The organism is Pseudomonas muyukensis (assembly GCF_019139535.1).
In the GTDB taxonomy this organism is placed as follows: domain Bacteria; phylum Pseudomonadota; class Gammaproteobacteria; order Pseudomonadales; family Pseudomonadaceae; genus Aquipseudomonas; species Aquipseudomonas muyukensis.
Genome location: NZ_CP077073.1, coordinates 5104877 through 5126002, shown reverse-complemented (window position 1 = coordinate 5126002; position 21126 = coordinate 5104877). Strand labels below are relative to the sequence as shown.

Below are 21126 nucleotides of genomic sequence, written 5' to 3'. Positions count from 1 at the left end.
ATATTTATCGATTCCTGTGGTAGCTTTGCGCGGTCTTGCGCCCCTTGGGTGGCGCATTGCTGGCAGATCGCTTGCGGGGTGTCGAACCAAACGCCGATTTGCGTATCTACATACGCGATCGACGCGGCCTCTGGAATGTCCCGGGCTGGCCCGACCACCGACAAGCACGCTGCACAACCTCTGATTTGATAGGGAAGGAACACCACCATGGCACTGACCAAAGACCAACTGATTGCCGATATCGCTGAATCCATCGACGCGCCGAAAACCACCGCGCGTGCTGCTCTGGAGCAACTGGGCCAGATCGTTGCCGACCAACTGGAAAACGGCGCCGAAATCACCCTGCCAGGCATCGGCAAACTGAAAGTCACCGAGCGTCCTGCCCGCACCGGCCGCAACCCTTCGACTGGCGCCGCCATCGAAATCGCTGCCAAGAAAGTCGTCAAGTTCGTTCCAGCCAAAGTGCTGACCGACTCGATCAACAAGTAATTGTTGATTTGACGAAACCGCGCCCGGCTTGCCCGGGCGCGGTTTTTTCATGCCCGCGATTTACCCAAGGCATGCCATTGCTGGCGCGCCGCGTCGTCCTGGAAGCTCCAGGCGACCATACGGCTCTGCTTCTGCCCCTGGCCCATCTCGACGATGCGCAGGGCTTTCACCCCGGCCTTCTTCAAGGCCGCCTCGATGCCCGGCAGGTTGCTGGCCTTGGATACCAGGCTGGTGAACCACAGCACCTGCGCGGCGTATTGCACGCTTTCGGCGACCAGTTGGCTGACGAAGCGGATCTCGCCGCCTTCGCACCACAGTTCATTGTTCTGCCCACCGAAATTCAGCACCGGCAGCTTGCGCTTGGGGTCCTGCTTGCCGAGGTTCTTCCATTTGCGCTGGCTGCCGCGGGTGGCTTCCTCGCGCGAGGCGTGGAAGGGCGGGTTGCACAGGGTGACGTCGAAGCGCTCGTCGGCCTGCAGCAGGCCACTGAGGATGTGCTTGCGCTCAGGCTGCAGGCGCAGGCCAATGGCCTTGTCGAGCTTGTTGGCCTGGACGATGGCCTTGGCCGAGGCCAGGGCGACGCTGTCGATGTCCGAGCCGAGGAAGCGCCAGCGGTAGTCACCGTGGCCAAGCAGCGGGTAGATGCAGTTGGCGCCGACGCCTACATCCAGCGCGCGCACCTGGGGGCCGCGAGGGATTTCGCCGCGATTGTCCTCGGCCAGCAGGTCGGCCAGCACGTGAATGTAGTCGGCGCGGCCAGGGATCGGCGGGCACAGGTAGTCGGCGGGGATGTCCCAGTGCTGGATACCGTACTGGGCCTTGAGCAGGGCGCGGTTGAACACCCGTACGGCCTCGGGGTTGGCGAAGTCGATGCTGGGCTTGCCGTGGGGGTTGGTGATGGTGAAGCGGGCGAGGTCCGGGTGGGCCTTGATCAGCGCCGGGAAATCGTAGCGGCCCTGGTGGCGGTTGCGTGGGTGCAGGGTAGGTTTGTCGGTCATGGTCGGATCCGGTGTTGCAGGCCCTGGGGCTGCTTTGCAGCCCTTTCGCGACACAAGGCCGCTCCTACAGGATAGCGGCGCCTCTCGATCGGGCGCCGTCCCTGTAGGAGCGGCCTTGTGTCGCGAAAGGGCCGCAACGCGGCCCCAGCGGTCTATCAGGTTGTTACAGCGCTGCAATCCGCGCGTGCTGCTCGGTGAAGTTGGCCAGGGCCTGCTCCGACTCGGCCAGCTTGGCGCGTTCCTTCTCGATGACCGCCGGCGGGGCCTTGTCGACGAAGGCGGCGTTGGACAGCTTGCCGCCGACGCGCTGGACTTCACCTTGCAGGCGCTGGATCTCCTTGCTCAGGCGCGCCAGTTCGGCGTCCTTGTCGATCAGGCCGGCCATGGGTACCAGCACTTGCAGGTCACCCACCAGGGCGGTGGCCGACAGCGGTGCTTCGTCCTGTTCGCTCAGCACGGTGAACGACTCGACCTTGGCCAGCTTCTTGAGCAGGGCTTCGTTTTCCTGCAGGCGACGCTGGTCGTCGGCGTTGGCGTTCTTCAGGAACAGCGGCAACGGCTTGCCTGGGCCGATGTTCATCTCGGCGCGGATGTTGCGCAGGCCGACCATCAGTTCCTTGAGCCACTCGATATCGCCCTCGGCGGCGGCGTCGATGCGCGCCTCGACGGCTACCGGCCACGGCTGCAGCATGATGGTCTTGCCGTCGATGCCGGCCAGCGGCGCGATGCGCTGCCAGATCTCTTCGGTGATGAACGGCATGAACGGGTGGGCCAGGCGCAGGGCCACTTCCAGCACGCGCACCAGGGTGCGACGGGTGCCGCGGGCGCGCTCGACCGGGGCGTTTTCGTCCCACAGCACTGGCTTGGACAACTCCAGGTACCAGTCGCAGTACTGGTTCCAGATGAACTCGTACAGCGCCTGGCTGGCCAGGTCGAAGCGGAACTGCTCGAGCTGGCGGGTGACTTCGGCTTCGGTGCGCTGCAACTGCGAGATGATCCAGCGGTCGGCCAGCGACAGCTCGTAGGCCTCGCCGTTCTGGCCGCAGTCCTCGCCCTTGTCCAGCACGTAGCGGGCGGCGTTCCAGATCTTGTTGCAGAAGTTGCGGTAGCCTTCGACGCGGCCCATGTCGAACTTGATGTCACGGCCGGTGGAGGCCAGCGAGCAGAAGGTGAAGCGCAGGGCGTCGGTGCCGTAGCTGGCGATACCTTCGGGGAACTCGGCCTTGGTCTGCTTGGCGATCTTCTCGGCAAGCTTGGGCTGCATCATGCCGCTGGTGCGTTTTTCCAGCAGGGCGTCGAGGGTGATGCCGTCGACGATGTCCAGCGGGTCCAGCACGTTGCCCTTGGACTTGGACATCTTCTGGCCCTGGCCGTCGCGCACCAGGCCATGCACGTACACGGTCTTGAACGGGACCTGCGGGGTGCCGTCCTCGTTCTTGATCAGGTGCATGGTCAGCATGATCATGCGCGCAACCCAGAAGAAGATGATGTCGAAGCCGGTCACCAGCACGTCGGTGCTGTGGAATTTCTTCAGGAACTCGGTCTGCTCCGGCCAGCCCAGGGTGGAGAAGGTCCACAGGCCCGAGCTGAACCAGGTGTCGAGTACGTCGTCGTCCTGGCGCAGCGCTACGTCGGCGCCCAGGTTGTGCTTGGCGCGCACTTCGGCCTCGTCGCGGCCGACATAGACCTGGCCGGCCTCGTCGTACCAGGCCGGGATGCGGTGGCCCCACCACAGCTGGCGGCTGATGCACCAGTCCTGGATGTCGCGCATCCAGGAGAAATACATGTTCTCGTACTGCTTGGGCACGAACTGGATGCGGCCGTCTTCCACGGCGGCAATGGCAGGCTCGGCCAGCGGCTTGGTAGAGACGTACCACTGGTCGGTCAGCCACGGCTCGATGACGGTGCCGGAGCGGTCGCCCTTGGGCACCTTCAGGGCGTGGTCGTCGATGCTCACCAGCAGGCCTTGGGCGTCGAGGTCGGCGACCATCTGCTTGCGCGCGACGAAGCGGTCGAGGCCGGCGTATTGGGCCGGCAGCGAGGTGTCGAGCTGCTCGTTGACACTGCCGTCGAGGTTGAACGCCTGGACCGCGGCCAGCACGGTGGCGTTCTTGTCGAAGATGTTCAGCAGCGGCAGGTGGTGGCGTTTGCCGACTTCGTAGTCGTTGAAGTCGTGGGCCGGGGTGATCTTCACGCAGCCGGTGCCGAATTCCGGATCGCAGTAGTCGTCGGCGATGATCGGGATGCGGCGGCCGACCAGCGGCAGTTCGACGAACTTGCCGATCAGTGCCTGGTAGCGCGCGTCGGTCGGGTTGACGGCGACGGCGACGTCACCGAGCAGGGTTTCCGGACGGGTGGTGGCGACCACCAGGTGGTCCTTGCCTTCGGCGGTCTTGGCGCCATCGGCCAGCGGGTAGCGCAGGTTCCACAGGTGGCCTTTCTCGTCGTGGTTTTCCACTTCGAGGTCGGAGATCGCCGTGTGCAGCTTGGTGTCCCAGTTGACCAGGCGCTTGCCGCGGTAGATCAGGCCGTCCTCGTGCAGGCGCACGAAGGCTTCCTTGACCGCTTCGGACAGGCCGTCGTCCATGGTGAAGCGCTCGCGGCTCCAGTCCACCGACGAGCCCAGGCGGCGGATCTGGCGGCTGATGTTGCCACCCGACTGATCCTTCCATTCCCAGACCTTTTCCAGGAACTTGTCGCGGCCCAGGTCGTGGCGATTCTGGCCCTTGGCCTCGAGCTGGCGCTCCACCAGCATCTGGGTGGCGATACCGGCGTGGTCGGTGCCTGGCTGCCACAGGGTGTCGCGACCCTGCATGCGGCGGAAACGGATCAGGGCGTCCATGATCGCGTTGTTGAAACCGTGGCCCATGTGCAGGCTGCCGGTGACGTTCGGCGGCGGGATCATGATGGTGTAGGACTCGCCTGCACCTTGTGGGGCGAAATAGTTCTCGGACTCCCAGGTGTTGTACCAGGAAGTTTCGATGGCGTGCGGCTGGTAGGTCTTATCCATGCGCGGCGGGACCCTTAGGCATTAATTCGGGAAAGCCGGGAAGTATAACCAACGTGGAGGCCGCAGGCGACAGGGGAGGGGATGAGCGATTTCGCCAGCAAGGCGGGCTCCTACAGGGGATCGTGCGTAGGAGCCCGCCTTGCTGGCGAACGGGATCACTCGGAACGCTTGAGCAGGCGCTCCAGGCGCGCATCGAGGCGGCGCTTGATCTCGGTCTCGATATGCGGGGTGAAGTCGTTGATCACGTCCTGCATGATCTGCTGGGCGGCGGTGCGCAGTTCGGCGTCCAGGTGCAGCAGGGTGTCCTGGCGGCGGGTCTGGGCATCGTCTTCGGGGGCGGGCGCAGATGCCGGCTCGGCGACCGGCGCCGGGGCGCCGGTGGGTTCGTCGAGCAGCAATGGAATCTGCTCGACCGTCTCGGTCAGCAGGGGCGGTTGCAGGTTGGCGTCACCCAGCAGCTCGCGAATCGATTCGAGGTCGTCGAGCAGGTGGGCGGAATGGGTGAGGGAGTTCAGCTGCTTGTCCATCGTCGTCAAAGTCGCTGTAAGCGGTGGTCTTGCAGAGCATAGCCCTGTTCGCGGTAGAAACGGAATCGCTCGCGGGCGGCCAGGCGGATGGCTGGTTCCTCGACGACGATCTCGGCGACCCGCGCGAACTGGCCGACGAAGGCGGGGACATCGCCGCCCAGGTTGATCAGCAGGTCGCGGTGTTCGCCGGCCTCGCTGCCGATGCCCAGCGCGACAATGGCGTCCGGGTACTGTTCGGCGTGGTCGTGGGGCACGAAGGCCTCGCCCTTGAACTGCCACAGGCGCAGGTCGAGCTCGCTGCGTTGCGCCTCGTCCTGGCAATGCAGGTACACCCGATGGCCGAGGCGCCAGGCCTTTTCACAGAGTTTGCAGGCGAAATCCAGCCGCGCCGACAGGGCGTCGGTGGGCAAGATGTAGAAGTCGACTTGGCTCATGGTCGGTCAGTGCCCGCCGCCGGCGCGCGAGGGCGCCAGCGGTGGGGCGCCATCAGGCGCCGGCGCGGTCCAGCAGGTACTGGGTGAGCAGCGGTACCGGGCGGCCCGAGGCGCCCTTGTCCTTGCCACCGCTGATCCAGGCGGTACCGGCGATGTCCAGGTGCGCCCAGTGGTACTGCTTGGTGAAGCGCGACAGGAAGCAGCCAGCGGTGATGGCGCCACCTTTCGGCCCGCCGATGTTGGCGATATCGGCGAACGGGCTGTCCAGTTGCTCCTGGTACTCGTCGAACAACGGCAGTTGCCAGGCGCGGTCGTCAGCGCGCTTGCCGGCGTCCAGCAGTTGGCCGATCAGCTCGTCGTTATTGCCCATCAGGCCCGAAGTGTGGCCGCCCAGGGCAACGACGCAGGCGCCGGTCAGGGTGGCGATATCGATGACGGCTTGCGGCTTGAAGCGCTCGGCGTAGGTCAGTGCATCGCACAACACCAGGCGCCCTTCGGCGTCGGTATTGAGGATCTCGACGGTCTGCCCGCTCATGGTGGTGACGATGTCGCCCGGGCGGCTGGCGCCGCCGCTCGGCATGTTTTCGGCGCAGGCCAACAGGCACACCAGGTTGATCGGCAGCTGCAGCTCGAGCACCGCGCGCAGGGTGCCGAACACGCTGGCGGCACCACCCATGTCGTACTTCATCTCGTCCATGCCGGCACCTGGCTTGAGGCTGATGCCGCCGGTGTCGAAGGTGATGCCCTTGCCAACCAGCACGAACGGCTTCTCGCTCTTCTTGGCGCCCTGGTAGCTGAGCACGATCAGCCGTGGCGGCTGGTCGCTGCCCTGGCCCACGGCGTAGAACGCGCCCATGCCCAGGTCCTTGATCTTCTTCTCGTCCAGCACCTCGACCTTCAGGCCCTTGTGCGCCTTGCCCAGGTCCTTGGCCTGCTCGGCGAGGAAGCTTGGGTGGCAGACGTTCGGCGGCAGGTTGCCCAGGTCGCGGGTGTAGGCCATGCCGGTGGCGATGGCGGTAGCGTGCTTGACGGCGCGCTCGACCTCGGCCTGGCCGGCCTTGGCGGTGAGCAGGGTGATTTTCTTCAGGGCGCGCGGTTCGGCCTTCTGGCTCTTGTAGCGGTCGAACAGGTAGTTGCTGTCGAGCAGGGTTTCGGCCAGCAGGCGGTACTTGCCGTAGTGGCCGTCACGGCCGCTGACGGCCAGGTCGTCCAGGGCCAGCGTCGCGTCGCTGCCGCCCAGGCCCTTGAGCACGCCGGCGACGCTGGCGGCCAGCTTGCGCCAGGTGCGGTCGCCGAGGGCTTCGTCCTTGCCGCTGCCCACCAGCAGCACGCGCTCGGCCTTCAGGCCCGGCACGCTGTGCAGCAGCAGGGTCTGGCCCGGCTTGCCGGCCAGGTCGCCGCGCTTGAGCAGGGCGCTGATGGCACCGCCGCTGGCATCGTCCACGGCCTTGGCCGTGGCGCCGAGCTTGCGGTTTTCGCCCACCGGCACGACCAGGGTGGCGGTCTTGACGGATACAGCGGCTACGCTTTTTACAACCAGTTCCATGTCTGGAGTCCCCGAATGATCTGTCAGTTGGCGCTGTCTTGTGAACGCGCCCGGAAAACCGCCCCGGCGACCTCTGCCGGCCTGCGGAAAAGCTGCCAGTTTGAGCCTGCCGCGACCTTCATGACAACCCCGACATGCGGCGTCATGCGCCGCCAAGTGACAGGCGCCGTCAATCACAGGATAATGCGCGCACTTTTACATGGAGGTTCGCCTTGGCGAACCGGCATGGGGCTTGGCTGCCCGCATCGTTCGTCTGGCTTTGAGCCCCTGACAACCCAGGAGTGTCTGGTTTGATCGTCTTTCGTTATCTGTCCCGCGAGGTCCTGGTGACCTTGAGCGCCGTCAGCGCCGTGCTGCTGGTGATCATCATGAGCGGGCGCTTCATCAAGTACCTGGCCCAGGCGGCCCAGGGCGTGCTCGACCCGAGCGTGCTGTTCATGATCATGGGCTTCCGCCTGCCGGGGTTCCTGCAACTGATCCTGCCGCTGGGGCTGTTCCTCGGCATCCTGCTTGCCTATGGCCGGCTGTATCTCGAAAGCGAGATGACCGTGCTCTCGGCGACCGGCATGAGCCAGCAGCGCCTGCTGGCGATGACCATGGCGCCGGCGGCGTTGATCGCCCTGCTGGTGGCCTGGCTGAGCCTGAGCCTGGCCCCCCTGGGCGTGGCCCAGGTGCAGAAGATCATCGCCCAGCAGGACGCCCTGACCGAGTTCGACACCCTGGTGCCGGGCCGTTTCCAGACCCTGCGCGACGGTTCGCGGGTGACCTACACCGAGCAGCTGTCCGATGACCGCGTCAACCTGGCCGGGGTGTTCATCTCCGAGAAACGCTTCAACCAGGACAAGACCAAGGACCGCGCGCCTTCGGTACTGGTCGCCGAAAAGGGCCACCAGGAGGTGCAGGCCGACGGCAACCGCTACCTGGTGCTGGAAAACGGCTACCGCTACGACGGCAACCCCGGCCAGGCCGACTACCGTGCGATCAAGTACGACACCTACGGCGTGCTGCTGCCCAAGCCTGAGGTCGCCCAGGAGGTGACCGAACGCGAGGCGATCCCGACCCGCGACCTGATCGGTCATGACGGCGTGCGCGAGCGTGCCGAGCTGCAGTGGCGCCTGTCGCTGCCGCTGCTGGTGTTCGTGGTGACCCTGCTGGCCGTGCCGCTGTCGCGCGTCAATCCTCGCCAGGGCCGCTTCCTCAAGCTGCTGCCGGCGATCCTCCTGTACATGGCCTATCTGACAATGCTGATTTCCGTGCGCGGCGCCCTGGAGAAGGGCAAGCTGCCCCTCTCGCTGGGTATCTGGTGGGTCCATGCCCTGTTCCTGCTGATCGGCCTCGGCTTGATGTACTGGGAGCCGCTGCGCCTCAAGCGTGCCGCGCGTCGTGCGGAGGTGGCCCGTGGTTAAACTGGACCGCTACATCGGCCAGAGCGTGCTGCTGGCGATCCTCGCCGTGCTCGGCATCATCCTCGGCCTGGCCTCGCTGTTCGCCTTCATCGACGAGATGAGCGATTTGAGCAATACCTACACGGTGATGGATGCCAGCGCCTATGTGCTGCTCACGGCGCCGCGCCGGCTCTACGACATGCTGCCGATGGCGGCCCTGATCGGCTGCCTGATTGGCCTGGGTAGCCTGGCCAGCAGCAGCGAACTGACCATCATGCGCGCTGCCGGGGTGTCCATCGGCCGTATCGTCTGGGCGGTGATGAAGCCGATGCTGGTGCTGATGCTGGTCGGCCTGCTGATTGGCGAATACGTCGCCCCGGTCACCGAGAACAAGGCCCAGGCCGACCGTTCGCTGGCCCAGGGCGGTGGCGAGGCGCAAAGCTCCAAGCGCGGCATGTGGCATCGCCAGGGCGAGGAGTTCGTGCACATCAACTCGGTGCAGCCCAACGGCCTGTTGCTCGGCGTGACCCGCTACCGCTTCGACGACGAGCGCAAGATCCAGACCTCCAGCTTCGCCCGTCGCGCGCAGTATCAGGACGGCAAGTGGGTGCTGAACGATGTGGCCACGACCTATTTCCGTGGCGACCACACCGAAGTGGTCAACGCGCCTGAAGAAGTCTGGGATGTTTCGGTGACCCCGGAATTGCTCAATACCGTGGTGTTGGCACCGGAGTCGCTGTCGATCACCGGGTTGTGGGACTACATCCACTACCTGTCCGACCAGGGGCTGAACAACTCCCGTTACTGGCTGGCGTTCTGGACCAAGGTGCTGCAGCCGGCAGTCACCGCGGCGCTGGTGTTGATGGCGATTTCGTTCATCTTCGGCCCGCTGCGTTCGGTGACCCTTGGCCAGCGCGTGTTCACCGGCGTGCTGGTGGGCTTCGTGTTCCGTATTGCGGGTGATCTGCTGGGGCCGTCGAGCCAGGTGTTCGGCTTCCCACCGTTGCTGGCGGTGGTGATACCCGCCGGCATCTGTGCGCTGGCCGGTTTGTGGCTGATGCGCAGGGCGGGCTGATCCGCCAAACAAGAAGCCGACCCCAGGGTCGGCTTTTTTGTGCCTGTAGGAGCCAGCCTTGCTGGCGAACCGGGGGGCAGGGTTCGCCAGCAAGGCTGGCTCCTACAGGGGATCTGTGCTGGCTATTTCTTGCGTTTGGGCAGGCGTACCAGTTGGGTCTCGGAGTAGATGTCATGCCAGCTGCGTTTACGTTGGTCGAACAACGACCAGATGAAGCCCAGCCCCAGGCATAGCCACGAGGCGATCGCCACCACGAAACGCAGCAGCGCCTGCCACAGGCTGATGGCGCTACCATCGGCGTTCTGCACGCGCACGCCCCACACCTGCATGCCCAGGGTCTGGCCGCCATGGGTCCAGAACTTGGCGAAGAAACCGAACAGGGCGAACACCAGGATTGTCGACAGCAGCGGGTCGCCATCCAGCGCCCCGGCGTCGGTCAGCTCGCGCATGCGCGCCTCGCCGATGATCGCCATCTGGATCATCTTGTAGGCGCCGGCGGTCACGATCAGCAGGGCGGTGCACAGCAGGAAGTCGTAGAACATCGCGGCCAGGCGACGGCCCAGGCCGACCGCTGGAAAATCACCCTGGGGAATGAGCAAAGGCTTGGACATGCATGACAGCTCCGGATGGCAAAGGCCCATTCTAGGGAATTACAGGCACAAAAAAGCCCCTGTGCGTCAACACAGGGGCTTTTTTGAGACGGATCCAGTCTTATTCAGCGACTTGAACTTCGTCAGCCTGCATGCCTTTCTGGCCCTGCACTGCAACGAAGGTGACTTTCTGGCCTTCTTTCAGGCTCTTGAAGCCGTTGCCCTGAATGGCGCGGAAGTGAACAAACAGATCAGCACCGCTTTCTGGGGTGATGAAGCCGTAACCTTTCTCGTCATTGAACCACTTGACGGTACCGTTCTGACGCTCAGCCATTGTCTTATTTCCTATGAAACTTAAATTTTGATGACAGTTTCTTTCACGGGTTTGTCAGTGAAAGATTACCGGGCTGGGTTGCAGGAAAGTAAGAGACGTCGAACGGGTTGTAGCAGATTGCAGCTACTGGCCCAGGTCACGAACTGTTGCGACCCATGCAAACACAGTGCAGTGACTCTACGCCAACTGCCGAGCGAAAAACAAGCCCTTCCGGTGGGTGAAAATCAGGCTTTTCCCGATCACCGAACGATTTGTCGGAAACGGCGTGGCGCCTGGCCTGGCGCTATGTTCAGAAGTTATTGGACAGGTTCGAAAACGAATATGTCGAACCCGTCCAATCCACTCATTCAGCCACGGTAGTAACGCTGCGCCACGAAAGGCATTTTGCTGACTTTCAGGGCAACTTGCTTGCCACGGACAACGGCAAACAACGCCGTGTCGAGGGCCGCATGTTCGCTATCGACATAGCCCATGGTCACGGGCGCGCCGAGCGTCGGGCCGAATCCGCCGCTGCACACTTCGCCGACCACCTTGCCCGCCTGGTCGACGATCTGCGCGCCCTCACGCACAGGCGTGCGCTCCTGGGGCAGAAGGCCTACGCGCTTGCGCGCCACGCCGGTCTGTTGTTGGGCAAACACGGTATCGGCACCTGGGAAGCCACCGGCCCGTGCGCCATCGGCGCGGCGCACCTTGGAGATGGCCCACAACAGGCTGGCTTCGATCGGCGTGGTGGTGGTGTCCATGTCGTGGCCGTACAGGCACAGGCCGGCTTCCAGGCGCAGCGAGTCGCGCGCGCCCAGGCCGATCGGCTGGACCTCGGGCTCGGCCAGCAGGCGACGGGCCAGGGTGTCGGCGGCGGCGGCCGGCACCGAGATCTCGTAGCCGTCCTCGCCGGTGTAGCCCGAGCGGCTGACGAAGCAATCGTTGCCCAGCAGGCTGACCGGGCGCAACTGCATGAACGTCATGCTGGCCACTTCCGGGGCCAGGCGCTCCAGCACCTTGACCGCCGCCGGGCCTTGCAGGGCGAGCAGGGCGCGTTCCTCGAACAGCGGCTGGATCTCGCAGCGATCACCGATATGCTTGCGCAGGTGGGCCAGGTCCTGGTCCTTGCAGGCGGCGTTGACCACCAGGAACAACGTGTCGTCACCCAGGTTGGCGACCATCAGGTCGTCGAGGATGCCGCCCTCGGCGTTGGTGAACATGGCGTAGCGCTGCATGCCCACCGGCAGGTCGAGGATGTCCACCGGCACCAGGGTTTCCAGGGCGCGGGCGGCGTCGCTGCCGCGCAGGATGATCTGGCCCATGTGCGAGACATCGAACAGGCCAGCCTGCTCGCGGGTGTGCAGGTGTTCCTTGAGCACGCCCAGCGGGTACTGCACGGGCATGTCGTAGCCGGCGAACGGCACCATGCGCGCGCCCAGTTCCAGATGCAGGGCGTGCAGCGGGGTCTTGTGCAGTGTTTCGGACATCGGTGACTCCTTGGTTTTTATTCGGGTCAACATTCGATGATGTTGACGGCCAGACCGCCGCGGGCGGTCTCCTTGTATTTGCTTTTCATGTCGGCGCCGGTCTGGCGCATGGTGCGGATGACCTTGTCGAGGGACACGTAGTGCTGCCCGTCGCCGCGCAGGGCCATGCGCACCGCGTTGATCGCCTTCACCGAGCCCATGGCGTTGCGCTCGATGCAGGGCACCTGGACCAGCCCGCCGATGGGGTCGCAGGTCAGGCCCAGGTTGTGTTCCATGCCGATCTCGGCGGCGTTCTCGACCTGTTGCGCGGTGCCGCCCATCACTTCGCACAGGGCGCCTGCGGCCATCGAGCAGGCCACGCCGACCTCGCCCTGGCAGCCGACCTCGGCGCCGGAGATCGAGGCGTTTTCCTTGTAGAGGATGCCGATGGCCGCAGCGGTGAGCAGGAAGCGCACCACGCCGTCCTCGCTGGCGCCGGGGACGAAGCGCATGTAGTAGTGCAGCACCGCCGGCACGATGCCCGCCGCGCCGTTGGTCGGCGCGGTGACCACGCGGCCGCCGTAGGCGTTTTCCTCGTTCACCGCCAGGGCATAGAGGTTGACCCAGTCGAGCACCGACAGCGCATCGCGCAGGCTGGCTTCCGGGTGGCGGCTGAGCTGGCGGTACAACGCCGGGGCGCGGCGCTTGACCTTCAGCCCACCGGGCAGGATGCCTTCGTGCCGGCAACCGGCCTCGACGCAGTCCTGCATCACCTGCCAGATGCGCAGCAGGCCGGCGCGGGTCTCGGCTTCGGGGCGCCAGGCGGCTTCGTTGGCCAGCATCACCTGGCTGAACGACAGCTGTTGCGTGGTGCAATGGGCCAGCAGCTCCCTGGCGGTCTTGAACGGGTAGGCCAGCACGGTGCTGTCCTCGACGATGCGGTCATGGCCCGCGGCCTCTTCGTCGACCACGAAACCGCCGCCCACTGAATAGTACTCGCGGCTGCGGATCTGCAGGCCGGCGGCGTCGAAGGCACGAAAGATCATGCCGTTGGGGTGATAGTCCAGCGGCTTGCGGATCATTGCCAGGTGCTGTTTTTCGACGAAGGCGATGGCGTGCTCACCGAGCAGGCTGAGCCGGCCGCTGTCGCGAATGGCCTGCAGGCGCGCGGGAATGGCTTCGGTGTCGACGCTGTCGGGGTGTTCGCCCTCCAGGCCGAGCAGCACCGCCTTGTCGCTGCCGTGACCCTTGCCGGTAGCGCCGAGCGAGCCATACAGCTCGGCCTTGACGCTGGCCGTGCTGGCCAGCAGGCCATCGCGGCGCAGGCCTTCGGCGAAGCGCGCGGCGGCGCGCATCGGCCCGACCGTGTGCGAGCTGGAGGGGCCGATGCCGATCTTGAACAGGTCGAAGACGCTCAGGGACATGGTGGTTCCTCCTGATGACAGCCGGTAAACCCATTGGGGCTGCTACGCAGCCCATCGCCGGCAAGCCGGCTCCCACAGGTTAGCGCTGACCCTGTGGGAGCCGGCTTGCCGGCGATGGGGCGCGCAGCGGCCCCACCCGATCAGACGTCCTGATAGCTCTCGATCGACGGGCAGGCGCAGACCAGGTTGCGGTCGCCGAACACGTTGTCGACCCGGCCCACCGGTGGCCAGTACTTGCCTTCCACCAGGCTCGGCAGCGGGTAGACCGCCTGCTCGCGGCTGTAACCGTGGGCCCATTCGCCGGCCAGTTCCGCCGCGGTGTGCGGGGCGTTCTTCAGCGGGTTGTCGTCCTTGTCCAGGCTGCCAGTCTCCACCGCACGGATCTCCTCGCGGATCTGGATCATGGCATCGCAGAAACGGTCCAGTTCCTCCTTGGACTCGCTCTCGGTCGGTTCGATCATCAGCGTGCCGGCCACCGGGAAGGACATGGTCGGGGCGTGGAAACCGAAGTCGATCAGGCGCTTGGCGACGTCGTCGACGCTGATGCCGCTGGTGTCCTTGAGCGGGCGCAGGTCGAGGATGCACTCATGCGCCACCAGGCCGTTGCCACCGGTGTACAGCACAGGATAGTGCTCTTCCAGGCGACGGGCGATGTAGTTGGCGTTGAGGATCGCCATCTGCGAGGCGCGCTTGAGGCCGGCGCCACCCATCATGCGAATGTACATCCAGGTGATCGGCAGAATGCTCGCGCTGCCGAACGGCGCGGCGCACACGGCGCCTGTGGTGTTCTCCAGCGCCGCGTGGCCAGGCAGGAACGGCGCCAGGTGCGCCTTGACGCCGATCGGGCCGACGCCTGGGCCACCACCGCCGTGGGGAATGCAGAAGGTCTTGTGCAGGTTCAGGTGCGAAACGTCGCCGCCGAACTTGCCCGGGGCGCACAGGCCGACCATGGCGTTCATGTTGGCGCCGTCGATGTACACCTGGCCGCCGTTGTCGTGGATGATCGCGCAGATCTCGCCGATGGCTTCCTCGAACACGCCATGGGTCGAGGGGTAGGTGATCATGATCGCGGCCAGGCGTTCGCGGTGCTCGATGGCCTTGGCGCGCAGGTCGTCGATGTCGACGTTGCCGCGGGCGTCGCAGGCGGTGACCACCACGCGCATGCCGGCCATGTGCGCGGTCGCCGGGTTGGTGCCGTGGGCCGAGGATGGGATCAGGCAGATGTCGCGGTGGCTGTCGCCACGGCTGCGGTGGTAGGCGCGGATCGCCAGCAGGCCTGCGTACTCGCCCTGGGAACCGGCGTTGGGCTGCAGCGACACGGCGTCGTAGCCGGTGGCGGCGCAGAGCATGGCCTCCAGCTCGCTGGTCATCTGCAGGTAGCCCTGGCTCTGCTCGGCCGGGGCGAACGGGTGCAGGTTGCCGAACTCGGCCCAGGTCACCGGGATCATCTCGCTGGCGGCGTTGAGCTTCATGGTGCACGAGCCCAGCGGGATCATGCTGCGGTCCAGCGCCAGGTCCTTGTCGGCCAGGCGGCGCAGGTAGCGCATCAGCTCGGTTTCGCTGTGGTAGCGGTTGAACACCGGGTGCTCGAGGATGGCCGACTGGCGCAGCAGCTTGGCCGGCAGGCGCTGGGCGACGGTGGCGGCCAGGGCGGCGAAGTCCGGGGCTGCCTGGCCATCGCTGAGCAACTGCCACAGGGCCTGGACATCGGCCTGGCTGCTGGTTTCGTCCAGCGACAGGCCCAGGTGGGCGGCGTCGACCTGGCGCAGGTTGATGCCCTGGGCACGGGCCTTGTCGTGCAGGGCGGCGGTGGCACTGCCGGTGGCCAGGGTCAGGGTGTCGAAGAACGCCTCGGTGACCACCTTGATGCCCAGCTTGGTCAGGCCAGTGGCGAGGATCGCGGTCAGCGCGTGGGTGCGCTCGGCGATGCGCTTGAGGCCCGCCGGGCCGTGGTACACGGCGTACATGCTGGCGATGTTGGCCAGCAGCACCTGGGCGGTGCAGATGTTGCTGGTGGCCTTCTCGCGGCGGATGTGCTGTTCGCGGGTCTGCATGGCCAGGCGCAGGGCGCTCTTGCCGAAGCGGTCGATCGACACGCCGACCAGGCGGCCCGGCATGTCGCGCTTGTACGCATCGCGGGTGGCGAAGTAGGCCGCGTGCGGGCCACCGAAGCCCAGCGGCACGCCGAAGCGCTGGGCGCTGCCGATGGCCACGTCGGCGTCGAACTCGCCCGGCGCAGTGAGCAGGGTCAGGGCCAGCAGGTCGGCGGCCACGGCCACCAGGGCGCCCGCGCCGTGGAACCGCTGCACCACTTCGCGGTAGTCGAACAGGTCACCGTTGCTGGCCGGGTATTGCAGCAAGGCGCCGAAGTAGGCGCTGACGTCGCCTAGCTCACGCTCGTCGCCCACCACCACCTCGATGCCCAGCGGCTCGGCACGGGTGCGCAGTACGTCGAGGGTTTGCGGGTGGCAATGGCTGGAAGCGAAGAAGGCGTGGCTGGCCTTGTTCTTCGACAGGCGCTTGCAGAAGGTCATGGCCTCGGCGGCGGCGGTGGCTTCGTCGAGCAGCGAGGCGTTGGCGATCGGCAGGCCGGTGAGGTCGCTGATCAGGGTCTGGAAGTTCAGAAGCGCTTCCAGGCGGCCCTGGGAGATCTCCGGCTGGTACGGGGTATAGGCGGTGTACCAGGCCGGGTTTTCCAGGAGGTTGCGCAGGATCGGCGCCGGCGTGTGGGTGTTGTAGTAGCCCTGGCCGATGTAGCTCTTGAACAGCTGGTTCTTGCCGGCGATGGCTTTCAGCGCGGCGAGGGCGTCGGCCTCGCTCTGGCCGTCGTGGCTGCCCAGCACGCTGGTGCCCTTGATGCTGTCAGGGATGACGGCGGCGGTCATGGCCTCCAGCGAGTCGAAGCCGAGGCTGCTGAGCATGGCCTGCTCATCGGCGGCGCGCGGGCCGATATGGCGGGCGATGAATTCGTTGGCGGTGCCGAGGTTGATGGTCATGGTGGGCTACCTCAGGCGTCGTCGTTGGCTTTGAGCAGGCGGTCGTAGGCGTCCTGGTCGAGCAGGGCGTGCACTTCGCTGATGTCGGCAGGGAGGAAGCGGAAGAACCAGCCTTCGCCCAGCGGGTCTTCGTTGACCCGCTCGGGGCTGTCGTTCAGGCCTTCGTTGACCGCGACCACTTCACCGGTGAGCGGCATGTACACGCCGCTGGCGGCCTTGACCGATTCCACGGTGGAGGCTTCGGCGCCCTTTTCGTACTGCTGCAGCTCCGGCAGTTGCACATAGACCACGTCGCCGAGGGCGTTCTGGGCGTAGGCGGTGATGCCCACGGTGACGCTGCCATCGGCTTCGACGCGCAGCCATTCGTGATCTTCGGTGAAACGCAACTCGCTCATGGGAATTCCTCGGGAAGCAGGGGGCGTTGGGCGCGGTAGGCTCCGCGCTCTTAAGGTTGGAATTCCCTTAGCAATAATGCGGCCAGCTGTTAAAAATCTTTATTAATCAATGGCTTGAATAAGTTCATTAGATTTTTTGTCATTTTTGTGGAATGAAATCGATACAGGTAGGCCGGGAATCAAAAGCGTTGCGGGATCAAACCCTTGCAAAGGCGCATGCAAATGGATGTGTATCGATATCGATACGCTGTAATGAAATCGCTACTGGTGATGCCGCCTGCTTCAACCTCTGGTTGGAATTCCATATTTGCGCAAGCGCTGGGCGATGGCTGTGTGCGAAGTCTGCAAGCGCCCCGCCAGCTGCCGGGTCGAGGGGTAGCTGGCATACAGCCGCTGCAACAGCTCGCGCTCGAAATCCCCCACCGCCTGTTCCAGACTCGCTACCTCGCCATCCTGTCCACGAGCCACCGAGGTGCCGGCGATGTCGAGGTCGCCGATATCCACCACGTTGCTTTCGCAGATGGCCGCGGCGCGGAAGATCACGTTCTGCAACTGGCGCACGTTGCCCGGCCAGGGGTTGGCCAGCAGCGCCGGGTGCGTGGCCGGGGCCAGGCGGCAGGCCGGGCGCTGGATCTGGGTGCAGGCCTGCTGCATGAAGAAGTGTGCCAGCGACAGGATGTCCTGGCCGCGCTCGCGCAGCGGCGGCACCTGCAGGTTGAGGACGTTGAGGCGGTAGAAAAGGTCTTCGCGGAAAGTGCCCTCGGCGACCATGCGCTCCAGGTCGCGGTGGGTAGCGCTGATGATGCGCACGTCCACTTTCACCTCGCGGTCGCCGCCGACCCGGCGGAAGCTGCCATCGCTGAGAAAACGCAGCAGCTTGGCTTGCAGGTAGGGCGACATCTCGCCGATCTCGTCGAGGAACACCGTGCCCTGGTTGGCCAGCTCCATCAGCCCGGGCTTGCCGCCCCGTTGCGCGCCGGTGAAGGCGCCGGGGGCATAGCCGAACAGTTCGCTCTCGGCCAGGCTCTCGGGCAGTGCGGCGCAGTTCAGCGCCAGGAACGGCGCGGCATGGCGGCTGCTGATGGCATGGCAGGCACGGGCCACCAGTTCCTTGCCGGTGCCGGTCTCGCCATGCACCAGCAGCGGCGCGTCGAGTGCGGCCACGCGCAGGGCGCGGGCCTTGAGGGTACGAATCGCCGGGGAGTCGCCGAGCATGGCGTCGAAGCCTTCGGCATGGTCATGGTGCAGCGCCGACAGGCGCTCGCCCATGCGGTTCGGCGGGTACAGGGTCAGCAGGCCGCCGGCGTGGGTGATCGGCGTGGCATCGAGTAGCAGGCTCTGGCCGTTGAGCTGCATCTCGCGCATCGGCAGGTGGAAGTTGTTGTCCAGCAGCGCCTGCAGCAGGTCGGGATCGCCAAACAGCTCGCCCACCGAGCGCCCGGCCGACTCGCGGCCGCACAGGGCGATCAGCGCCGGGTTGGCCAACAGCACCTTGCCGGCGCTGTCCACTGCCAGCACCGGGTCGCTCATGGCGGCGAGCAGGGCGTCGAGCTGCAGGTGGCGGCGCTGGCCGGGGAGGATGTCGACCACTTCCACCGATTGCACGCCGTGCACCTCGAACAGGGCGTCGTGCAGTTCCTCGAGCACGGCGGGGCTGAGGGTCGGGGCGTCGATGTAGACGTTCGGCGGGACCATCTCCACGGCATCGAGGTTGAGGTTGCGGGCGCCGAGCAAGGCCAGGACTTCCTGGGTGATGCCGACGCGGTCGATGAAGCTGACGTGGATGCGCATGGGGGGCAATTATGGCCGAGGGAGGCCGTAGTATGCCTTGGGAGCCGTGACCAGCCCAACATTGCTGGGGCCGCTTTGCGGCCCTTTCCGACCGGTCCGACGCCTCGGCAAGGCCGCTCCTACAGGGATCGCATGTACCTGTAGGAAAGGGCTGCGCAGCAGCCCCAGCAATTACTCGAGATGTTCAGGTTTGATCGGGTCGCCCGATTTCACATCCAGCTTGGTGCGAATGTCTTCGAACATGTAGTCATACAGCTTGTGCGGCGAGCCGAGGTTCTCGAACTTCTTCGGTGGCGGCAGGTAGGACTGGGCCTTGCGGCTCAATTGCATCAGAAAGCTCGGCAGCACCTGGTCCCTGGCCAGGAAGAATTTCTCATCGACCGTCTTGCCCTCGATATGGCCGTGCATGCGGAACTGTATACCTCTGCCTTCCTTGGGGTCGGTCGCCGCCTCGTATTCGATATTGAGGTCGTAGCTGTGGTCGTTGGTGTTCAGCGCGTTGCGCTCAATGTGTACATGACCGGGCGCGTACTGGGCCATGGCAGACTCCTTCGGAAGGTTGAAAACGGCGGGCGCCGGGCACCCGCCAACTGCATTCAACGGTAGCTGATACCGGGCTTGGCGGTGGAAACCCGCGTGCCGGCGGTGCCCTTGACGATGTCCTCGATGTTCTCCAGCGAACTGATCACCGCCACTTTACCCGTATGGCGGGCGAAATCGCAGGCGGCCTGGACCTTCGGCCCCATGGAGCCTGCGGCGAAGCCCAGCCGTTCCAGCTCGTCGGGGTGTGCCTGGGCAATGGCCTTCTGGGTCGGCTTGCCCCAGTCGATGTACGCCGCGTCGACGTCGGTGGCGATGATCAGCAGGTCGGCTTCCAGTTGCTCGGCCAGCAGGGCAGAGCACAGGTCCTTGTCGATCACCGCCTCGACGCCCTTGAGCTTGCGGTTTTCGTCGTACAGGGTGGGGATGCCGCCACCGCCGGCGCAGATCACGATGCTGCTCTTCTCCAGCAGCCATTTGATCGGGCGGATCTCGAAGATGCGCTTGGGTTTCGGGCTGGCCACCACGCGGCGGTACTTGTCGCCGTCGGGCTTGACCACCCAGCCTTTTTCCTTGGCCAGGCGCTCGGCCTCGTCCTTGGCGTAGACCGGGCCGATGAACTTGGTCGGGTCCTTGAACGCCGGGTCGTTGGCATCCACTTCCACTTGCGTCAGCAGGGTGGCGAACGGCACCTCGAAGTCCAGCAGGTTGCCCAGTTCCTGTTCGATCATGTAGCCGATCATGCCTTCGGTCTCGGCGCCGAGCACGTCCAGCGGATAGGCTTCATCGGCCTTGTACGACAGCCCCTGCAGGGCCAGCAGGCCGACCTGCGGGCCGTTGCCGTGGGCGATGACCAGCTCGTTGCCGGGGTGGATCTTGGCGATCTGCTCGGTGGCGGTGCGGATATTGGCGCGCTGGTTGTCGGCGGTCATCGGTTCGCCGCGGCGCAGCAGGGCGTTGCCGCCCAATGCAACAACGATACGCATGGGGAATGTCCTTCTGCTGGGTGGCGCGGTCCCTGTAGGAGCCGGCTTTGCCGGCGAATGCCATCGGCATCGGTGGACCGGTTCGCCAGCAAGGCTGGCTCCTACAGAGGGCGCGCGGGATTACAGGTCGGCCAGGGTCGATACCAGGATCGCCTTGATGGTGTGCATGCGGTTTTCCGCCTGCTCGAAGGCGATGCACGCCGGCGACTCGAACACGTCATCGGTCACTTCGATGCCGTTGGCCAGGTGCGGGTACTGTTCGGCGATCTGCTTGCCGACCTTGGTCTCGGAGTTGTGGAACGCCGGCAGGCAGTGCATGAACTTGGTGCGTGGGTTGCCGGTGGACTTCATCAGCTCCTTGTTTACCTGGTAGGGCAGCAGTTGCTGGATACGCTCGCCCCAGGCCTCGACCGGCTCGCCCATCGACACCCAGACGTCGGTGTGGACGAAGTCCACGCCCTTGACCGCGGCTTTCGGGTCTTCGGTCAGGGTGATGCGCGCGCCGCTTTCCTCGGCGTACTGCTTGCAGCGCTCGACCAGGTCGTCATGCGGCCACAGCGCCTTCGGCGCGGCAATGCGCACATCCATGCCGAGCTTGGCGCCGATCAGCAGCAGCGAGTTGCCCATGTTGTTGCGGGCGTCGCCCAGGTAGGCATAGCTGATGTCGTGCAGCGGCTTGTCGCTGTGTTCGCGCATGGTCAGCACGTCGGCGATCATCTGGGTCGGGTGGTACTCGTCGGTCAGGCCGTTGAACACTGGCACGCCGGCGAACTTGGCCAGTTCCTCGACGATCTCCTGCTTGAAGCCGCGATACTCGATGGCGTCGTACATGCGCCCGAGCACGCGGGCGGTGTCCTTCATGCTTTCCTTGTGGCCGATCTGCGAGGAGTTGGGGTCGATGTAGGTGACGTTGGCGCCCTGGTCATAGGCGGCGACTTCGAAGGCGCAGCGGGTGCGGGTCGAGGTTTTCTCGAAGATCAGGGCGATGTTGTTGCCCTTCAGGTGCTGCTGCTCGGTGCCGGTGTACTTGGCGCGCTTGAGGTCGCGGGACAGGTCCAGCAGGTAGCGCAGCTCGCGGGTGCTGTGGTGTTCGAGGCTGAGCAGGTTGCGGTTGTGGATGTTGAACGCCATGACGGTTCTCCTTGGATTCGGTGAGGT

General features: G+C 65.3%; 18 protein-coding genes. 3 read left to right on the top strand and 15 right to left on the bottom strand.

What is annotated here, in order from left to right; genetic code table 11:
- Positions 1–207: 207 nt before the first annotated feature.
- Positions 208–489 (top strand): HU family DNA-binding protein, encoded by a 282-nt coding sequence (locus tag KSS95_RS22725; protein WP_134691715.1) that lies wholly within the window; start codon positions 208–210, stop codon positions 487–489.
- Positions 490–536: 47 nt separating this feature from the next.
- Here KSS95_RS22725 and rlmF read toward each other — a convergent pair whose 3' ends face one another.
- The 5 genes from rlmF to KSS95_RS22700 all read right to left on the bottom strand — a co-directional run bounded on the left by rlmF (position 537) and on the right by KSS95_RS22700 (position 7004).
- Entirely contained in the window at positions 537–1487 is a 951-nt protein-coding gene (gene rlmF / locus KSS95_RS22720) for a 23S rRNA (adenine(1618)-N(6))-methyltransferase RlmF (RefSeq protein ID WP_217849874.1), read from the bottom strand.
- 163 nt (positions 1488–1650) lie between these two features.
- Entirely contained in the window at positions 1651–4497 is a 2847-nt protein-coding gene (locus tag KSS95_RS22715; RefSeq protein ID WP_217849866.1) for a valine--tRNA ligase, read from the bottom strand.
- A 155-nt stretch (positions 4498–4652) separates the two neighbouring features.
- The gene (locus KSS95_RS22710; protein WP_217849859.1) at positions 4653–5024 is read right to left on the bottom strand and encodes a DNA polymerase III subunit chi; all 372 of its coding nucleotides are present in this window, start codon (positions 5022–5024) and stop codon (positions 4653–4655) included.
- Between the two features lie 5 nt (positions 5025–5029).
- Positions 5030–5458: a DNA polymerase III subunit chi gene (locus KSS95_RS22705; protein WP_217849857.1), complete on the bottom strand. Its 429-nt coding sequence runs from the start codon at positions 5456–5458 to the stop codon at positions 5030–5032.
- 52 nt (positions 5459–5510) lie between these two features.
- The gene (locus KSS95_RS22700; protein ID WP_217849855.1) at positions 5511–7004 is read right to left on the bottom strand and encodes a leucyl aminopeptidase; all 1494 of its coding nucleotides are present in this window, start codon (positions 7002–7004) and stop codon (positions 5511–5513) included.
- A 290-nt stretch (positions 7005–7294) separates the two neighbouring features.
- Between KSS95_RS22700 and lptF the strand changes: the two genes are divergently transcribed.
- Both lptF and lptG read left to right on the top strand, forming a co-directional pair.
- On the top strand, positions 7295–8410 hold the full coding sequence (gene lptF / locus KSS95_RS22695) for an LPS export ABC transporter permease LptF (protein WP_134691709.1): 1116 nt from the start codon (positions 7295–7297) through the stop codon (positions 8408–8410).
- Positions 8403–9464, top strand: a complete 1062-nt coding sequence (gene lptG, locus KSS95_RS22690; protein WP_217849854.1) for an LPS export ABC transporter permease LptG — start codon at positions 8403–8405, stop codon at positions 9462–9464. Before lptF ends, lptG begins: the two co-directional genes overlap by 8 nt.
- Positions 9465–9586: 122 nt before the next feature.
- Here the strand turns inward: lptG and KSS95_RS22685 are convergent, their stop codons facing one another.
- From KSS95_RS22685 to KSS95_RS22640, 10 genes are all read right to left on the bottom strand, one after another.
- A complete protein-coding gene (locus tag KSS95_RS22685) occupies positions 9587–10075 on the bottom strand; it encodes an RDD family protein (protein ID WP_217849852.1) in 489 nt (162 codons plus the stop codon).
- A 100-nt stretch (positions 10076–10175) separates the two neighbouring features.
- Positions 10176–10388 (bottom strand): cold-shock protein, encoded by a 213-nt coding sequence (locus KSS95_RS22680; RefSeq protein ID WP_217849850.1) that lies wholly within the window; start codon positions 10386–10388, stop codon positions 10176–10178.
- A gap of 347 nt (positions 10389–10735) precedes the next feature.
- On the bottom strand, positions 10736–11857 hold the full coding sequence (gene gcvT, locus KSS95_RS22675) for a glycine cleavage system aminomethyltransferase GcvT (protein ID WP_217849849.1): 1122 nt from the start codon (positions 11855–11857) through the stop codon (positions 10736–10738).
- A gap of 26 nt (positions 11858–11883) precedes the next feature.
- Positions 11884–13260: an L-serine ammonia-lyase gene (locus KSS95_RS22670; protein WP_217849847.1), complete on the bottom strand. Its 1377-nt coding sequence runs from the start codon at positions 13258–13260 to the stop codon at positions 11884–11886.
- A gap of 140 nt (positions 13261–13400) precedes the next feature.
- Complete coding sequence (gene gcvP / locus KSS95_RS22665) at positions 13401–16256, bottom strand: aminomethyl-transferring glycine dehydrogenase (protein WP_217849845.1); 2856 nt, start codon at positions 16254–16256, stop codon at positions 13401–13403.
- 11 nt (positions 16257–16267) lie between these two features.
- The gene (gcvH, locus tag KSS95_RS22660; protein ID WP_217849839.1) at positions 16268–16651 is read right to left on the bottom strand and encodes a glycine cleavage system protein GcvH; all 384 of its coding nucleotides are present in this window, start codon (positions 16649–16651) and stop codon (positions 16268–16270) included.
- A gap of 282 nt (positions 16652–16933) precedes the next feature.
- Positions 16934–18442, bottom strand: coding sequence for a transcriptional regulator GcsR (gcsR, locus tag KSS95_RS22655; protein WP_217849837.1), 1509 nt, complete (start codon positions 18440–18442; stop codon positions 16934–16936).
- A gap of 171 nt (positions 18443–18613) precedes the next feature.
- Positions 18614–18982: a DUF5064 family protein gene (locus tag KSS95_RS22650; RefSeq protein ID WP_217849835.1), complete on the bottom strand. Its 369-nt coding sequence runs from the start codon at positions 18980–18982 to the stop codon at positions 18614–18616.
- Positions 18983–19038: 56 nt separating this feature from the next.
- Positions 19039–19968, bottom strand: a complete 930-nt coding sequence (gene arcC, locus KSS95_RS22645; protein ID WP_217849828.1) for a carbamate kinase — start codon at positions 19966–19968, stop codon at positions 19039–19041.
- Between the two features lie 120 nt (positions 19969–20088).
- Entirely contained in the window at positions 20089–21099 is a 1011-nt protein-coding gene (locus tag KSS95_RS22640) for an ornithine carbamoyltransferase (RefSeq protein WP_217849811.1), read from the bottom strand.
- Between the last annotated feature and the right edge of the window lie 27 nt (positions 21100–21126).

Excerpts from the sequence above, each read along its gene's own strand:
- KSS95_RS22725 (WP_134691715.1), top strand. The coding sequence starts at position 208 with ATGGCACTGACCAAAGACCAACTGATTGCCGATATCGCTGAATCCATC.
- rlmF (WP_217849874.1), bottom strand. The coding sequence starts at position 1,487 with ATGACCGACAAACCTACCCTGCACCCACGCAACCGCCACCAGGGCCGC.
- KSS95_RS22715 (WP_217849866.1), bottom strand. The coding sequence starts at position 4,497 with ATGGATAAGACCTACCAGCCGCACGCCATCGAAACTTCCTGGTACAAC.
- KSS95_RS22710 (WP_217849859.1), bottom strand. The coding sequence starts at position 5,024 with ATGGACAAGCAGCTGAACTCCCTCACCCATTCCGCCCACCTGCTCGAC.
- KSS95_RS22705 (WP_217849857.1), bottom strand. The coding sequence starts at position 5,458 with ATGAGCCAAGTCGACTTCTACATCTTGCCCACCGACGCCCTGTCGGCG.
- KSS95_RS22700 (WP_217849855.1), bottom strand. The coding sequence starts at position 7,004 with ATGGAACTGGTTGTAAAAAGCGTAGCCGCTGTATCCGTCAAGACCGCC.
- KSS95_RS22685 (WP_217849852.1), bottom strand. The coding sequence starts at position 10,075 with ATGTCCAAGCCTTTGCTCATTCCCCAGGGTGATTTTCCAGCGGTCGGC.
- KSS95_RS22680 (WP_217849850.1), bottom strand. The coding sequence starts at position 10,388 with ATGGCTGAGCGTCAGAACGGTACCGTCAAGTGGTTCAATGACGAGAAA.
- gcvT (WP_217849849.1), bottom strand. The coding sequence starts at position 11,857 with ATGTCCGAAACACTGCACAAGACCCCGCTGCACGCCCTGCATCTGGAA.
- KSS95_RS22670 (WP_217849847.1), bottom strand. The coding sequence starts at position 13,260 with ATGTCCCTGAGCGTCTTCGACCTGTTCAAGATCGGCATCGGCCCCTCC.
- gcvP (WP_217849845.1), bottom strand. The coding sequence starts at position 16,256 with ATGACCATCAACCTCGGCACCGCCAACGAATTCATCGCCCGCCATATC.
- gcvH (WP_217849839.1), bottom strand. The coding sequence starts at position 16,651 with ATGAGCGAGTTGCGTTTCACCGAAGATCACGAATGGCTGCGCGTCGAA.
- gcsR (WP_217849837.1), bottom strand. The coding sequence starts at position 18,442 with ATGCGCATCCACGTCAGCTTCATCGACCGCGTCGGCATCACCCAGGAA.
- KSS95_RS22650 (WP_217849835.1), bottom strand. The coding sequence starts at position 18,982 with ATGGCCCAGTACGCGCCCGGTCATGTACACATTGAGCGCAACGCGCTG.
- arcC (WP_217849828.1), bottom strand. The coding sequence starts at position 19,968 with ATGCGTATCGTTGTTGCATTGGGCGGCAACGCCCTGCTGCGCCGCGGC.
- KSS95_RS22640 (WP_217849811.1), bottom strand. The coding sequence starts at position 21,099 with ATGGCGTTCAACATCCACAACCGCAACCTGCTCAGCCTCGAACACCAC.